The organism is Rhodococcus sp. BP-160 (assembly GCF_019836205.1).
Lineage (GTDB): Bacteria > Actinomycetota > Actinomycetes > Mycobacteriales > Mycobacteriaceae > Rhodococcoides.
The window spans coordinates 381,951-395,737 of record NZ_JABUEK010000003.1; the positions used below are offsets into that span (position 1 = coordinate 381,951).

The following is a 13,787-nucleotide window of genomic DNA, read 5'->3' on the forward strand; positions in this document are numbered from 1 at the left end:
GGAGCGACGACCCGGACGAACCGGATCACGCCGAGTTTCGGTGCAGGGTGGTCAGCGGACCACGCGTGCGGTGGGCTCCCACCGAGCGGCACCCATGACGCGGGTGACCGCGTCGCCGACCACGAGGGTCAGGTGGGAACCGTTCGCCGCGCTGCGGTCGTCGAGACCCGCCACGACGGACAGTGCTGCGGTGCCGAAGAAGTCGACTCCGGACAAATCGAGCACGATGCTTCGTTCCGCCTCGACGTCGTTGCTCACGACGTCCGAGAAAGTGGACGAGTTGGACAGGTCCACACTGCCGGTGACGCGGTACGTGGTCTCCGAGTCGGTGCGCACGACGGAGATGAGTCCGCCGAGCATGACGACGTCGTCGCCGAGAGTGGTGGTGGTGGATGCGTGTGAAGTCGAAACAGTCATGATTCTCCAAATGCCGATCTAGCTGGAGAAGCAGAGCAATGGTGCTGCAGGTGAAAGAACCCGTCCGCGACTGCAGAATGAGTGGCGGTTGATGGAAAGGAGTCCGAGCGACCATCGACGGTGCTTCGTACGTCGGCTGCTGACTCAACCTGTCTCTGAACCTACGCTACCCGGAGCGGTCTGCCAACCACTTCGGTGAGGATCCTGGTGAACATCGAGCGACGCCGCGGGAGACGCCGCCGGTACGGTGCACGTTTTGCGACGACGGCCCCCGGGTAATCTCGACCGGTCGAACACGTACGAGGTTCGCCTGAACCGACACGCGACACGAAGAAGTGGGAGACCTCATGACACGGGCCATCACGACGGAGCCGAACACGGAGGGGGCCGACGCCACCATCGAACTCGGTGTCCACGCCGACGCGAGCCAACTGTCGGTCACTCGCGCCGTGGCCGCGACACTCGCCGCCCAGGACGACTTCGATCTGGACAGCATCGCCGACATCCGGCTCGCCATCGACGAGTCCTGCAGCCGCCTCATCGTGCGTGCCACCCCGGGTGCCCGCATGGTGTGCCGTTTCCTCACCGCGGACGACGCCCTCCACGTGTCGGTGACGACGACGACCGAGGCCGGCGCCGATCTGGACGCCAGCGGTTTCGGCTGGCACGTTCTCAACGCCCTGACCGACTCCGTGTCGACGTCGCAGTCCGAGGACGAGCACGGTGTCGTCTCGACCACCATCGAGTTCACCAAGAGCAAGCACGGCTGGGACGAGTGACGACAAGCGAACGCAAGCCGAAGTCACGGCGCTCGGCGGACGAGTACGCCGACGTCGCCGAGCGCTTCACCCGCATCCGCACGCTGCCCGAGGGCGATCCCCTGCGAGGCAAGCTGCGCGACGAGCTGGTGACGCGGTGCCTGCCACTCGCCGAACACATCGCCCGCCGATTCGACGGCCGCGGTGAGGCGCACGACGATCTGGTGCAGGTCGCCCGCGTCGGGCTGGTCAACGCGGTCGATCGCTTCGACGTCGAACGCGGATCCGATTTCGTGTCCTTCGCGGTACCCACGATCATGGGCGAGGTACGCCGGCACTTCCGTGACGCGGGATGGGCCGTCCGCGTCCCTCGGCGCATGAAGGAACTGCACCTGCAGCTCTCCCGTGCCATCGCGGATCTGTCGCAGACGCAGGGGCGGTCACCGACCGTCTCCGAGTTGGCCGAGTATCTCGACCTGGACCGCGACGAGGTCGCGATGGGGCTCACCGCCGGCAACGCCTACCAGACACTCTCGGTCGACAGTGCTTCCAGCGGAAGCGATTCCGAGGGCCTGTCGTTGGCGGACACCCTCGGCGACTACGACAAGGAGATGGAGAACGTCGAGAACCACGAGGCTCTCCGTCCCCTGCTCGAGAAGCTCCCCGAGCGTGAGCGCAACGTGCTGCTGCTGCGCTTCTTCGGAAACATGACGCAGACGCAGATCGCCGAGAAGATGGGGATCTCGCAGATGCACGTCTCGCGTCTCCTCGCCCGGACACTCGCCCAACTCCGCGAGGAACTGCACTAGAGAAGCGGGGCGTGCGCCTACGCTCGCGGGATGAGCAGCTCACCGTCGCCCGGCTTCACCACGAATCTGCCCGCGGCCCTGGCCGCGTCGGGCACGTCGTGGTCGACGGTGGACGCCGCGTCGACGCCCGGTTTCGATCGCGACAAAGACGCCGGCAAGGAGTTGATGTCGGCGCGCGGCAAGATCCTGTCGGAACTTCAGGAGCGTCTGTACGCCTGCGGCAAGAGCGGCGACCACCGGTCGGTCCTGCTCGTGCTGCAGGGGATGGACACCTCGGGCAAGGGCGGCATGGTCCGGCACGTGCTCGGCATGGTCGAGCCCCAGGGTGTCGATCACGCGACCTTCGGCACCCCGACGGAGGAGGAGCGGGCGCACCCGTTCCTGTGGCGCGTGGAGAAGAAGCTGCCGCGACCGGGCCAGATCGGGGTCTTCGATCGGTCCCACTACGAGGACGTCCTCATCGTCCGTGTGAACGAACTCGCTCCTCCCAGCGTGTGGCGCACGCGCTACGACGAGATCAACGACTTCGAGCGCCGCGTGGTCGAGAGCGGCACCACCATCGTCAAGGTGGCCATGGCGCTGTCGTGGGAGCAGCAGGGCAAGCGTCTCGCTCGTCGACTGCGCCGGCCGGACAAGTACTGGAAGTACGACCCGAGCGACATCGAGGCGCGCGAGAAGTGGGTCGCCTACCAGGAGGCGTACCAGGCGGTCCTGGATCGCACCGACACGCAGTGGGCGCCCTGGTACGTGGTGCCGTCCGATCACAAGTGGTACAGCCGGCTCGCCGTCACGGAGCTGCTGACGGGAGCACTGACGTCGTTGGACCTGCAGTGGCCGCCCGCGGACTTCGACGTGGAGCACGAGAAGCAGCGTCTGGCGTCCCTGCCGCGGCCGTGAACGCCGACGGGCGCCGACCGCGAGGTCGGCGCCCGAAGGTGGTGTTCGCAGCTGTGGCGCTGCGCCTGTGGATCAGAGGGTGGCGGTGTCGATCACGAAGCGGTAGCGCACGTCCGACTTGACGACGCGGTCGTACGCCTCGTTGATCTGGTCGCCGGAGATGACCTCGATCTCGGCGCCGATGTGGTGCTCGGCGCAGAAGTCCAGCATCTCCTGGGTCTCGGCGATGCCGCCGACCATGGAGCCCGCGAACGAACGACGGTTCGCCAGCAGGTTGAAGGCCGGGACCTCGAGGGGCTTCTCGGGAACGCCCAACTCGACGAGCGTGCCGTTGCGGGCGAGCAGGCCGAGGTAGTCGCCCATCGGCAGGTTCGCGGAGACGGTGTTGAGGATGAGGTCGAACTTGCCGCGCAGGTCCTTCAGCGCGGTGGTGTCCTTCGTGGCGTAGTACTCGTCGGCTCCGAGTCGCTTGCCGTCCTCCTCCTTGCTCAGCGTCTGGCTGAGCACGGTGACGTGAGCGCCGAGCGCGTGGGCGATCTTGACGCCGACGTGGCCCAGTCCGCCCATGCCGATGATGGCGACCTTCTTGTCGGGGCCCGCGCCCCAGTGCTTCAGCGGCGAGTAGAGGGTGATGCCGGCGCACAGCAGCGGCGCGGCGACGTCGAGCTCGACGCCCTCGGGGATGCCCAGCACGAACTTCTCGGTGACGACGATCTGCGTCGAGTAGCCACCGTGGGTGAACTCACCCTCGTAGGTCTTCGAGTTGTACGTCTGGACGACGCCCTTGGTGCAGTACTGCTCGTCGCCGTCCTTGCAGGCCTCACAGGTGCCGCAGGAGTCGACGAAGCAGCCGACGCCGACGCGATCGCCGACCTTGCGGCTGGTGACGTCGGAACCGACCTCGGCGACGATGCCGGCGATCTCGTGGCCGGGGACGACGGGGTACGTGGTGCCGCCCCACTCGTTGCGGGCGGTGTGGATGTCCGAGTGGCAGATACCGGCGAACTTGACGTCGATCAGGATGTCGTTCGGACCGAGCTCTCGTCGCTCGATGGTGGTCTTCTCGAGCGGTGCGTCGGGTGCGGTGGCGGCGTATGCGGTTGCTGTGGACATGTACACATGTCTACCCGTGCATCGTTGACTCGTAAACCATGTCCGGTTCGTCCTCGGCGACGGATCAGCGAGCGGTGGCCATCCGGTACCCGAGGAAGCCGAGGTACCCCGCGAGCGCGACGAGACCGACCTTGCGCGTGGCCGGGACGGCGATGGCGGTGCCGATCACGAGCTCCGACGCACCGTTGCGGTAGGTCCACGTACGAGTGTCCTTCGGGAACGCCGGCTCGGTGATCGAGCGGAAGGCGTCGGGCGCCACGAAGTGCGCGGCACCTGTTGCAGCGAGACCGATTCCAGCGATGGTGGGCACCGTGATCGAAGCCATGACGTGACGTCCTCCCCTGTACGCGAACGGGTCCGACCGGACCACGTCGGTCACAGTAGCAACGTCCGCACCGCCGTGGGCGTGGTCGCGCTAGCGTGGTCGGTATGGCCGAGACACCCGCGGTACGGCGGACCCGAGAACTGCTCCGAACGGGTGTCGACGCGTCGTCGCCGATGCGCGGAGTGCTCGACGTCCGGGTGACGGACTCCACAGCGCGAGAGGCGTCCCCCGCCTCCGCATCGTCCGTCGCCGGGCGCCTGATGACCTTCTCCCCCCTCGCGGCCGTCTACGAACGCGCGTGGCGGCCTCTGTTCCGCCTGTGGATGGGCGCCGGCGGGCCCTCCGTGGAGGAACAGCGGGCCTACGCGGTGCGTGACCTCGGTCTCGTGTCCCCCGACGTGTCGGTCGTCCTGGACGTCGCGTGCGGACCCGGCAACTTCTCGCGATCGCTGGCCGAGGCCATGCTCACCGGAGCGCACGGTCGGCCTCTCGTGACCGGGCTCGACGTGTCGGAGCCTCTCGTCATCGGCCTGGACGCGTCGGAGCCGATGATCGCCCGCGCGTCGGCGGACACCGACGACGACGAGCACGTCGCCTACCTGCTCGGGGACGCGCGAGAGCTCCCGTTCGAGGACGACGCCGTGGACGCGGTGTGCTGCTACGCCGCGCTGTACCTGGTGCCGGAGCCGTACCGGGTCCTCGACGAGATGATCCGGGTGCTGCGACCGGGCGGCCGCATCGCGCTCATGACGACGGTGCGGCGCGGCCCACAGCCGGTCGGGGCGGTCACCGCCGCGGCAGCGAGCACCGTGGGACTGGAGATGTTCCGACGCGACGACATCACCGACGTCCTGCGGGAACGCGGGGTCGAGCATGTGGAGCAGCGCATCCACGGCGCAGCCCAGTTCGTCACCGGGCGGCTGAGCCGCAGCGATCAGGACGTGCCGGTGTCGGCTCCGTAGTCCGAGACCAACCACTCGTCGCCGGTGTGCTCGACGGTCACCGTCAGAAGCGTCGGCACGGCACCGGGTTCGGGCTGCTGCAGGTTCTGCGTGGTCTGGGTCGCGAAGACCGACACCGTGTAGGTGTCGCCCTCCTGCGCCGTGACCGTCGCTGCGTTCACCCGACCCGACGCCACCACCTGCGAGTCGGTCATGATCTGCGTGAGCACCTCGCGCACACCGTCGAAGCGCTCACGCAGAGCGTCGGTGGTGCCCTCCTCGACGCCCCCGAAGAAGCCGTCGATGTCCGTGTGGTCGTAGGTCAACGACCGCTCCGTGTACGCCCGCGCCGTGTTCTCGGCGGTGGCGCGGTCGGCATCGGCTCCGCGTTCCGCGGCCAGGGCCGAGTGGGCGGACTGCCACTGCACTCCTGCCACCACGGCAGCGACGGTCGCGAGCACGGCGACCACGGTGGCGACGATCGCCACGAGGCGCGTCCGGGACGACACCGCGGGCACCGCCGTGTCCGGCGCCGCGTCGTCCTCGGTCGAGGTGGTGTCGAGTTCTGTTGTCATGATGGCCTTCTCGTCGTCCGTCTGATGCAGGAGGGGTACGTCAGTTGCCGGGCAGGGTCACGGCCACCCGAGCCGGTCCGCCGCGCGGGAAGACCTGCTCGAGCATCGTCACCAGGGCGCCGGCATCGACCCGGAGCGGGCGGATCGGCTGTGTGACCGGGCGCAGCACGGTGGCGATGAAGCCGAGGTCCGGCGACAACTGACTCAGGTACTCGTCGATCTTGGGCACCAACCGGGCCAGTTCGCCGTCCCACACGGTCTCGCCGACGTACGAGTAGTCCTGGTACGAACCGATCAGGTGGTCGAGACCTGCTCCGGAGGCGTTCAGTTCGGGAACCGCGTCCGCGAGCCGCGGGCCCAGCGCATCGGCGTACGCGTTCTCGCCGAGCACCTGCAGGTTGCGATACAGCCGCCGGATCTCGTCCTTCTTGTCGGCCAACGTGAGGGACAGCAGCCGCAACACCTCGACGACGTTGTCGATGTCCGACTCCCGGCCCCGCGTGGCGGTGTCGACCGTGTCGACGATGCCGCCCAGCGCATCGGTGTCGATCTCGCGCGTGAGTGCCTCGGCGACCGCGAGGGTGTCGCTGACGCTGGGAGCGACCGAGACGTCCGCCGCGTCCACCACGTCCCCGTCCGCCAGGTACGGCCCGGAGTCCGAGTGCGGACGGAAGTCGAGGAACTGTTCGCCCGCCGCGGAGAGATTCGAGACCCGCACCTCGGTGTCGACCGGAATCTTCTGCGCCGCATCCACTCTGACGACGGCACGAAGTCCACCGCCCTCGACGTCGATTCGCTCGACCCTGCCGATGGCGAATCCTCGCAACGTCACCTGAGAAGTGTCGATCAGGCCGCCGGACGTCGTGAGCGGCACGGTGATCTCGGCGTGGTCGTGTCGCGGATCGATGTCCAGGACGTTCAACGACAAATATCCGACACCCAGCACGGCGACCGCCGCGAGCGCCGTGGCGGACAGGATCGAACCCCTCATCGCACGAATCCGATCGATCGCAGAACCTGAATCATCTCGTCGGCTCGATCGAGGCCGTCGGCCGGCCTCCGGCCTTCCCGGTCGGGTGCTTCTCCCGCGGGCGTGTCGCCCGAGACGGAGGCGATGCGGACGTTCGGCGACGACGTGAAGAACGGCACCAGCTTCTCGCGCAGCAGGGCGTCCATGCGGGACGCCAGCATCGGCGCCGTCAGATCGGCCGTGGCGAGAGTGCGGATCATGGGCTGCAGAGTGGCGATCACGTCGTGCAGATCTCCCGCCACCGGGTTGATCACGGCACCGATGTTCCGCGACATGTACCCCAGATCGATCAGGGCGTCGACCACGACCAACAGGGCGTCCGCGAGTCCCGCGACACGTTCCGGACCACTCGTCAGGATGGTGTCGAGCGTGTCCGTCTTCTCGGCGAACGACCGGGTCACCGCCTCGGCGCCGCCCAGGATGCGGTCGAGCTCCGTCGTGTTGGTCGCCAGGTCCCGCAACGCCTCTCGGGCCTTGTCGTTGATGAGGTCGACCGTCGCCGGATCCGGCGGGATCGCCCGGTTGAACCGATCGATGGACCGCTGGAAGTCGACGATGTGCCCGCCGGCCACCACCTCGGAGAGCCCGCGCAGCACGTCTTCGACGTTGTCCGCCGGCGTCGTCCGCTCGAGCGGGATGACATCGCCGTCCTGCAGGGTGGCACCCGAAGTGTCGGATCCGTCCTCCGGACGCTGCAACGCGACGTAGATCTCGCCCAGGATCGTGCCCTGGCGCAGTTCCGCTCGCGTGAGCGCCGGCAGTGCGACGGTGCGATCGACGTTCACGGCGGCGACGGCGGTCGAGCCGGTGAGGGTGACCGACTCCAGGAGCCCGACGTCCACACCGTCGAGGACCACCTTGGCCCGCGCCGGCAGATTCAGCACACTCGAGAACTCGATGTCGACCCGGTAGGTCGGGCCCGGAACGTAACTGCCCGGCACGGGCAGGTCGGCGATCGAGGCACCGCAGCCCGACGCCGTCACGGCCGCGGCCGCCACGGTCAGCGCCGCCAGGAGCCGCTTCACCGGGACCCTGCCGATCCGAGCACGAGCGGGACCAGATCGACGTTCACGGTGGACCCACCCGCGACGGGCACCGCGAACTGCGGAGGTGCGAACGTCAGCCGGGCGGCCTGCGTGTCCGGATCCTGGAGGGAGGCGAGCTGTTCCGTCTGCTTCGGCACCCGCGACAGGATGCTCGCGATGTCGCCGACTCTGCTGACGATGATCGCCACGATCGGGACGACGACGTCGAGCACGCGGTAGAGCGTGGGTGCGAACTTCGGCAGCGTCTTCTCGAGGACGGGGAGAAACTCGACCGTCAGGTCGATCGCCTGGGCGAACCGCTCCGAGAAGTCGCCCGCGGCCCCGAGCCCCTGCTTCAGGTTCTCGATCAGCAGGGTGATGTCCGGCCACCGGTCCACCAGGGTCGCCGTCAGCGTGTCGACGTTGTCGACCATGCGGCGCACCTGGGTGTCCTTGTTCGCCGGATTGCCGACCAGATCGGAGACCTGGGACAGCGCGGTCCCGAGTTGCTCCCCGCTGCCGTCGAGTGCGGTGTCGAGCGAGCGCAGGGTGTCGCCGAGAATCTCCTCGTCCGGCGGCCGCGGGTTGTCCGGATCGGTCGTCGACGTCGTTCCGAGAAGCTCCGCGCCGAGCTTGTTCACCGCCTCGAGGGTGTCGCTGATCCCGATGGGGGTGCGGGTGCGCTCGAGCGGGATGCACTCGTCGCGATCGAGGGGCACGCCGTCGCGATACGGCGTGGTCAGTTCGAGCCGGCGATCGGTGACGATGGAGTCCGACATCGTCACCGCACCCACGTCGGCCGGCAACGTGAGCGAGTCCTCGACGGACATCGTGACCCGGACGTGGTCGCCGCGAGGCTCGATGCCGGTCACCTCGCCCACGGGGATGCCGAGGAGCGTGACGTCGTTCCCCTCGTAGAGACCGACCGAATCGGTCATCTCGGCGCACAGATCCGAGCGCGGGGTCCCGACGAGCTGGGCTGCGGACGACGCCGCGGTCCCGGCGCCGACCAGGACGACGGCGGCGACGGCCACTGCCACCACCTTGCTGCGAGCGGCCACGTCAGCACACCTTTCCGGGAACCGGGACACACAGCGTCGATCCGGTGACGACGGCGGCACTGCGGTCGATGACGGGCCCGGCGCCGGTGTCGAGAAGGCCGGCCATGGACTCGGAGAACTCGCGGCCCGCGGAGATCGCGTCGTCGATGGACCCCGTGCGCTCCTTCAGCGACGCCACGAGATTCTCGACCTCGTCGATCGTGGGGCCGAGCCCCTCGTCGAGCGCCATGATCGGTCGGTGCAGGAGCGAGAACAGCCGGTAGAGCTTGTCGGCGGCCGCGGCGACGTCGGCGCGCTTCGCGCCCAGCTTGGAGGTGATGATGCCGATCTGCTTCAGCAGCCCCAGCAGGATCTCGCGATCGGTCGCCAGTTCGCCGATGTACTCGTCGGCCACGTCGAGGCTCCGGTCGAGATCGTCCTGGCGATCGGCGATCGCACCGGTCATGGACGTCAGGGTCGTGGTGATGTCACGGATCGACTCCGGCTGAGCCTGCACGGCCCGATCGATCTCGGCGATGTTCTGCCGCAACGACGTTCCGTCCAGATCGCGGAGGATCGGCGTCGCCGCCTCGACCGTGTCGGACAGCGAGAACGGCACGCGGGTGTGCTCGAGCGGGATCTCCCCGTCCTGCAGCTCTCCGGTACCGCCGGGAGTCAGCGAGAAGTAGTGGCCCCCCACCGGCGTCAGCAGGCGCACCCCGAGCGACGTCGCGTCGCCCAGTTCGACGTTCTCGTCCACCTCGAAGGCCACCTGGACGTGGTCGCCGTCCAGCTTCATCGACGTCACCGATCCCACCGAGATACCGGCGATGCGGACGTCGTCCCCGGCGTGCGCTCCGCCGGTCGTCTCGAATGCCGCTGTGTACGTGCGATGCCCGATGGGAAGCGAGTACACGACGACGGCGGCCACCACGGCGACGACGAGCGCGAGCACGCCCACGATTCCCCAGACGGTCTGGCTTCCCTGACGTACGGAGCTCATCGGCACACCACCAGGCGCTGGGTTCCGAGCACGACCGAGCCGATGCCGGGAATCTCGGTGTCGCCGGCCGAGCACGCGGAGACCTGCCCCTCGGGGGCGTTGCGCACCGTCTGGTCGACACCGCGCAGCAGACTGGGCACCATCGCGAGCAGGTCCACCAGTTGCTGAGCTCCCGGTACGAGCCGCCTGAACGCCGAGTCCACCGGGCCGTACTCGGAGTCGTAGGTGTCGCGCAACTGCTCTCCGATCGAGATGAACGGTCCCTGACCGGAATTGATGTCGTCGACGGACGAGAGCAGGGTGTCGGCCCTGTCGGCGAACGTCGACACCACGCGGTCGAGTTCGGCGAACAGTCGACCCAGTTGCTCCGAGCGCTCGGCCACCACACCGGAGATGGCGCCCAGGTTGCGGATGAGGAGCACGATGAGGTCCTCGCGCTGCGAGGCATAGGTGGTCAGCCCGTCCAGGTCGCGCAGGACCGGCCCGAGGCCCGACCCATCGCCCTGCACGAGATCGAGCACGTTCTGCGCGAACCGGTTCACCTGGTCGGTGTCGATGGTCTCGAAGATGGGCTGGAACCCGTCGAAGAGCGTCGTGATGTCGAACGACGGCACGGTCATGTCGTCCGCCAGCGAGGACCCCGGTGCCAACTCGGATCCCGAGTCGTCGGTGCTGATGAGCTCGAGATACCGCTGACCCAACAGGTTCTGGTAGCGCACAGCAGCTTTCGTGGTCGTGAGCACCGGCCGGTCGGAGTCGACCTCGAAGGACACCCTGGCCCGGTTCCCGTCGAGTTCGATGTCGTTCACCGACCCCACGAGCACGCCCGAGAGGCGGACGTCGTCACCGGCGTAGAGACCGGAGACGTCGTCGAAACGCGCGTCGAACGTCGACCGGTCGTCGCCGCCGCCGTTGCGCAGCGCGCCGCCCACGAGGACGAGACACAACACGGCCACGAGCGCGAACGCACCGAGCTTCACCAGGGTCGCCACCGGCGTCCCCACCACCGACGAGCGCGTCACAGCACACCGCCCAGTCGCGCCGCGAAGGCTTCCGCCGGACCGGCCATGGCGGGCATGTTCTTCACGATCACCTGAAGTTGCAGCTGGGTCCGGCCGTCGACGTTCGGGAAAGCGTCCTCGACGCCGGAGATCACGTCGGGCACACGCTGGTATGCCGGCGCGAGCGTTCCCGCCGAGAGCGCCACCGGCAGCAACACGTCCAGCAGGGTGTCGAGCAGCGGGCGGAGGTACGGACCGTTGTCGCGCAACAGATCTCCCAGTGGGATCGAGAGGCCGGATCCGAGTCCGGACATGGCCGTGATCGCCCGCGCACTGTTCTCCGGATTCTCGAAGTACTCACTGCTGGTGACGACCTGGTCGATCACGTCGGTGACCGGTCCGATGGAGGCGCCCAGCCCGTCCGCCAACTCACCACCGCGGTGCAGCTTCCAGGCGAGCGGCGCACGCTGGGTCTCGGCCATCATCTGCGCGGTGTCGAAGAAGGGCTTCAGGCTGTCGCCGAACTCCGACGACACGCGGGACGCCAGGTCGAGCACCCGCTCGGTGTTGTCCGCGTCCAGCACATCGGTCAGATCGGCGAGTCGGCGGAAGACGCCGGTGACCGTCGCCGTCTCGGTGTCGTCGCCCAGCGCCAGGACGGTGTCCTCGCGCAGCGGGGATCCCTCTCCCTCCGAGTACAATTCGATGACCGTCGCTCCGAAGACCGTCGCGGAGGAGAACCGCGCGGTGACGTCGTCGGTCAGGACCGAGGCGACGGCCGGCTCGATGTGGGCGTGCACTCGCTGCGATCCGAACCCGAGCGGCTCGATCTCGTCGACACGGCCTATGGGGAGTCCGCGGTACTTGATGTCCGACCCGACCGCGAGGCCGTCACCGACGGCGGTGCTGTCGATCGTGAGATCGAACCGGGACTCGAAGTCACCGGTGGCGTACTTGCCGAGCACCACACCGAGGACCACGAGCACGACGGCCACCACGAGGCCGCGTACCCGGAGCGAGCGAGGGCCCGCGGATCTGCGGGACAGATCGTCGAAGACTGCCATGGTCCCCTACCCCGAGATCCTGATGCCGACGTCGACTCCCCAGATGACCACGGTGAGGATCATGTCGAGGACGACGATGACGATGAGCGACGCGCGGATCGCGCGGCCCGACGCACGGCCGACACCCTCGGGTCCGCCCGTCGCGTAGTAGCCCTGGTAGCCGTGGATCATGATGACGGCGCCGACGAAGATGGTGGCCTTGAGCAACGAGTACAGCAGATCCGACGGCTGCAGGAACGCCGAGAAGTAGTGGTCGTACGTCCCCGACGACTGATCGCCGAACGCGGCGACGATGAACGCACACGAGACGTAGCTCAGGATCAGCGTGAGCAGGTACAGCGGGATGATCGTGACCACGCCGGCGATGACGCGCGTGGTGACGACGAACGGGATCGAGCGGATCCCCACTACCTCGAGCGCGTCGATCTCCTCGGAGATGCGCATCGCACCGATCTCCGCCGTCATGCGGCATCCCGCCTGGGAGGCGAACCCGATCGCGGCGATCATCGGGGCGAGCTCCCGCGTGCTGGCGTAGGCCGAGATGAAGCCCGTGAGTGGACCCATGCCGACGAGATTCAGGGCGTTGTAACCCTCGATCCCGATGGACGACCCCACGGCCACACCGAGGATGACCAGCACCGAGACGGTACCGCCGCCGACCACGAGATTACCGCTGCCCCAGGTGATGTCGGTGAGCACGATCATGGTCTGGCGCCGGTAGGCACGCAGGGTGTGCGGAATCGCGACGAGCACCTGCCACACGAAGGTGAGCTGATGCCCGAGGTGTTCGACCAGCCCGAGCGGTACGCGAGCGATGCGCTTGCCGCCGCGGACGAGCGGCGCGGTGCCGGGCGGGGTGTAGCGAGCGACGGTCATGGCGTCACCCGAGCCGCTGCGGAAGGAACATCGACACCAACTGGGTGGCGAGGACGTTGACGATGAAGGCCGACAGCACACCGACGACGACCGAAGCGTTCACCGCGTTCGCGACACCGCGAGGGCCCGACGTGGCCTCGAACCCGCGCTGGCACGCGACGAGAACCACGATGATGCCGAAGATCTCGGCCTTCACCATCGCGACGACCAGATCGGTGGTCGAGGCGAAAGACGCGAAGGAGGACAGGTAGCTGCCCGGCGTACCACCCTGGAACCCGACGTTGACGACGTACCCGGACACCAGACCCATGAAGATGACCAGCGAGCACAGCAGCGGTGCGACGACGAGCATGGCGGCGAGCCGGGGAGTCGCGAGCCGACGCACCGGGTCGATGCCCATGACGCGCATCGCGTCGATCTCCTCGCGCACCGTGCGGGCACCGAGATCGGCCGCGATCGCGGATCCTGCTGCGCCGCCCAGCAACAGCGCGGTCACGATGGGCGCTCCCTGGCGGATGACTCCGAGGCCGCCCGCGGCGCCCGCGATGGACGTGGCACCGATCTGATTGGTCAGGCTGCCCACCTGGACCGAGACGATGACGCCGAACGGCACCGAGACGAGAACGGCGGGAAGCACGGTGACCGTGACCATGAACCACGCCTGGTCGAGGAACTCGCGCCAGGCGAAGCGCAGGCCCACCAGGTCCCGCACCAGATGGCCGAACGCAGCGACCACGAGGTCGGCGAAACGACCCAGCGTGCGGGTGCCGGTGGTGACGCGGGAGACGAGCGGCATGCTGCGCGCCATGTCGATCCCCCCGTACGTCTCGAGTCAGTCGGACGCAGGTGATGCGCCGCGCTGAAAACTAGCGCGGCAGAACGGGGATCGAGTCGGTTTCTCGGGAGTTCAGTG

At 68.1% G+C, this 13,787-nt stretch carries 16 protein-coding genes; 4 read left to right on the plus strand and 12 right to left on the minus strand.

Going from position 1 to position 13,787, the window contains the following annotated elements:
* Positions 1-51: 51 nt before the first annotated feature.
* Entirely contained in the window at positions 52-417 is a 366-nt protein-coding gene (locus HQ306_RS13650) for an STAS domain-containing protein (protein WP_222631984.1), read from the minus strand.
* A gap of 347 nt (positions 418-764) precedes the next feature.
* Here HQ306_RS13650 and HQ306_RS13655 point away from each other — a divergent pair, with 347 nt between their 5' ends.
* From HQ306_RS13655 to HQ306_RS13665, 3 genes are read left to right on the plus strand one after another with little or no spacing between them, the layout of a single operon-like run.
* Positions 765-1,196 (plus strand): ATP-binding protein, encoded by a 432-nt coding sequence (locus HQ306_RS13655; RefSeq protein ID WP_056442299.1) that lies wholly within the window; start codon positions 765-767, stop codon positions 1,194-1,196.
* A complete protein-coding gene (locus tag HQ306_RS13660; protein ID WP_027506315.1) occupies positions 1,193-1,984 on the plus strand; it encodes a SigB/SigF/SigG family RNA polymerase sigma factor in 792 nt (263 codons plus the stop codon). The genes HQ306_RS13655 and HQ306_RS13660 overlap by 4 nt, the downstream gene beginning before the upstream one ends.
* A 30-nt stretch (positions 1,985-2,014) precedes the next feature.
* A complete protein-coding gene (locus HQ306_RS13665) occupies positions 2,015-2,881 on the plus strand; it encodes a PPK2 family polyphosphate kinase (RefSeq protein WP_056441540.1) in 867 nt (288 codons plus the stop codon).
* A 72-nt stretch (positions 2,882-2,953) separates the two neighbouring features.
* Here HQ306_RS13665 and HQ306_RS13670 read toward each other — a convergent pair whose 3' ends face one another.
* Positions 2,954-3,994, minus strand: coding sequence for an NAD(P)-dependent alcohol dehydrogenase (locus HQ306_RS13670; protein ID WP_027506313.1), 1,041 nt, complete (start codon positions 3,992-3,994; stop codon positions 2,954-2,956).
* 64 nt (positions 3,995-4,058) lie between these two features.
* Positions 4,059-4,319 carry a hypothetical protein gene (locus HQ306_RS13675; protein WP_027506312.1) on the minus strand — a complete coding sequence of 87 codons (261 nt, stop codon included), beginning with the start codon at positions 4,317-4,319 and terminating at the stop codon, positions 4,059-4,061.
* Between the two features lie 104 nt (positions 4,320-4,423).
* Between HQ306_RS13675 and HQ306_RS13680 the strand changes: the two genes are divergently transcribed.
* A complete protein-coding gene (locus tag HQ306_RS13680) occupies positions 4,424-5,281 on the plus strand; it encodes a class I SAM-dependent methyltransferase (RefSeq protein WP_261769890.1) in 858 nt (285 codons plus the stop codon).
* On the opposite strand, the gene HQ306_RS13685 is transcribed toward HQ306_RS13680, so the two are convergent.
* Genes HQ306_RS13685 through HQ306_RS13725 form a run of 9 tightly spaced genes read right to left on the minus strand, consistent with a single transcriptional unit; the run spans position 5,254 to position 13,682 of the window.
* Positions 5,254-5,835 carry a hypothetical protein gene (locus HQ306_RS13685; protein ID WP_051613463.1) on the minus strand — a complete coding sequence of 194 codons (582 nt, stop codon included), beginning with the start codon at positions 5,833-5,835 and terminating at the stop codon, positions 5,254-5,256. The two genes, HQ306_RS13680 and HQ306_RS13685, sit on opposite strands and share 28 nt — an antisense overlap.
* Positions 5,836-5,875: 40 nt before the next feature.
* Positions 5,876-6,826, minus strand: coding sequence for an MlaD family protein (locus HQ306_RS13690; protein WP_222631986.1), 951 nt, complete (start codon positions 6,824-6,826; stop codon positions 5,876-5,878).
* Positions 6,823-7,890 (minus strand): MlaD family protein, encoded by a 1,068-nt coding sequence (locus tag HQ306_RS13695; protein ID WP_222631988.1) that lies wholly within the window; start codon positions 7,888-7,890, stop codon positions 6,823-6,825. The genes HQ306_RS13690 and HQ306_RS13695 overlap by 4 nt, the downstream gene beginning before the upstream one ends.
* Positions 7,887-8,951, minus strand: coding sequence for an MCE family protein (locus HQ306_RS13700; RefSeq protein ID WP_056441526.1), 1,065 nt, complete (start codon positions 8,949-8,951; stop codon positions 7,887-7,889). Before HQ306_RS13700 ends, HQ306_RS13695 begins: the two co-directional genes overlap by 4 nt.
* A gap of 1 nt (position 8,952) precedes the next feature.
* Positions 8,953-9,933 (minus strand): MlaD family protein, encoded by a 981-nt coding sequence (locus HQ306_RS13705; protein ID WP_156380447.1) that lies wholly within the window; start codon positions 9,931-9,933, stop codon positions 8,953-8,955.
* Positions 9,930-10,955: an MCE family protein gene (locus tag HQ306_RS13710; RefSeq protein WP_285184305.1), complete on the minus strand. Its 1,026-nt coding sequence runs from the start codon at positions 10,953-10,955 to the stop codon at positions 9,930-9,932. Before HQ306_RS13710 ends, HQ306_RS13705 begins: the two co-directional genes overlap by 4 nt.
* Complete coding sequence (locus HQ306_RS13715; protein WP_222631990.1) at positions 10,952-11,998, minus strand: MlaD family protein; 1,047 nt, start codon at positions 11,996-11,998, stop codon at positions 10,952-10,954. Before HQ306_RS13715 ends, HQ306_RS13710 begins: the two co-directional genes overlap by 4 nt.
* Positions 11,999-12,004: 6 nt before the next feature.
* A complete protein-coding gene (locus tag HQ306_RS13720; protein ID WP_056441517.1) occupies positions 12,005-12,874 on the minus strand; it encodes an ABC transporter permease in 870 nt (289 codons plus the stop codon).
* Positions 12,875-12,878: 4 nt separating this feature from the next.
* On the minus strand, positions 12,879-13,682 hold the full coding sequence (locus HQ306_RS13725; protein ID WP_051613460.1) for an ABC transporter permease: 804 nt from the start codon (positions 13,680-13,682) through the stop codon (positions 12,879-12,881).
* Positions 13,683-13,787 lie beyond the last annotated feature (105 nt).

What these genes read in the sequence shown, in the direction of transcription:
- HQ306_RS13680 (WP_261769890.1), top strand. Translation starts at nt 4,424, where the DNA reads ATGGCCGAGACACCCGCGGTACGGCGGACCCGAGAACTGCTCCGAACG.
- HQ306_RS13715 (WP_222631990.1), bottom strand. Translation starts at nt 11,998, where the DNA reads ATGGCAGTCTTCGACGATCTGTCCCGCAGATCCGCGGGCCCTCGCTCG.
- HQ306_RS13720 (WP_056441517.1), bottom strand. Translation starts at nt 12,874, where the DNA reads ATGACCGTCGCTCGCTACACCCCGCCCGGCACCGCGCCGCTCGTCCGC.
- HQ306_RS13655 (WP_056442299.1), top strand. Translation starts at nt 765, where the DNA reads ATGACACGGGCCATCACGACGGAGCCGAACACGGAGGGGGCCGACGCC.
- HQ306_RS13705 (WP_156380447.1), bottom strand. Translation starts at nt 9,933, where the DNA reads ATGAGCTCCGTACGTCAGGGAAGCCAGACCGTCTGGGGAATCGTGGGC.
- HQ306_RS13675 (WP_027506312.1), bottom strand. Translation starts at nt 4,319, where the DNA reads ATGGCTTCGATCACGGTGCCCACCATCGCTGGAATCGGTCTCGCTGCA.
- HQ306_RS13665 (WP_056441540.1), top strand. Translation starts at nt 2,015, where the DNA reads ATGAGCAGCTCACCGTCGCCCGGCTTCACCACGAATCTGCCCGCGGCC.
- HQ306_RS13725 (WP_051613460.1), bottom strand. Translation starts at nt 13,682, where the DNA reads ATGGCGCGCAGCATGCCGCTCGTCTCCCGCGTCACCACCGGCACCCGC.
- HQ306_RS13650 (WP_222631984.1), bottom strand. Translation starts at nt 417, where the DNA reads ATGACTGTTTCGACTTCACACGCATCCACCACCACCACTCTCGGCGAC.
- HQ306_RS13690 (WP_222631986.1), bottom strand. Translation starts at nt 6,826, where the DNA reads ATGAGGGGTTCGATCCTGTCCGCCACGGCGCTCGCGGCGGTCGCCGTG.
- HQ306_RS13670 (WP_027506313.1), bottom strand. Translation starts at nt 3,994, where the DNA reads ATGTCCACAGCAACCGCATACGCCGCCACCGCACCCGACGCACCGCTC.
- HQ306_RS13685 (WP_051613463.1), bottom strand. Translation starts at nt 5,835, where the DNA reads ATGACAACAGAACTCGACACCACCTCGACCGAGGACGACGCGGCGCCG.